Below are 473 nucleotides of genomic sequence, written 5' to 3' on the forward strand. Positions count from 1 at the left end.
CGTCGACGTCGAGCCCCTTGAGCGCGACGTCCTGCCCCGAGAACGCGAGCTCGACGCCGCGCACCCGCACGCGGTCGACGTTCGAGACGTTCGTGTACGTCGACGCGCCGGCAAGCGTGGTCTGGCTGTAGATCGAATTGCGCAGATCGCTCTGGAACACGCTCGCGCGCACGACGCCGAAGCCGACGTCGCGCTCGGCGGTGAAATCCCAGTCGATCGCCTTTTCCGGCTGCAGATTCGGGTTGTTGTTGACGATCGCGTTGTTCGAGATCGTGCCCTGGAACAGCTCGGCGACCGTCGGAAAGCGCGTGCCCGTCGCGAACGACAACCGCAGGCGCCACGCGCTGGCCGGCTGCCATTCGAGCGAGAGCTTCGGCGAGAACGCGGTCGCGCCGCGCTCCGCGTAGCCGAGCGTCGCGGTCGCGCCGCCGAGCTCGCCGCCGTATGCATCCCAGCGCTCGTAGCGCAGGCCG

At 68.9% G+C, this 473-nt stretch carries 1 protein-coding gene; it reads right to left on the bottom strand.

Annotated features, from left to right (window positions below; genetic code table 11):
- On the bottom strand, positions 1–473 hold a 473-nt coding region (locus tag J5M67_RS28260), incomplete at both ends, for a TonB-dependent receptor (RefSeq protein ID WP_207888652.1).

Origin of the sequence: Pseudomonas sp. 30_B, from assembly GCF_017491605.1 — a bacterium.
Taxonomy (GTDB): domain Bacteria; phylum Pseudomonadota; class Gammaproteobacteria; order Pseudomonadales; family Pseudomonadaceae; genus Pseudomonas.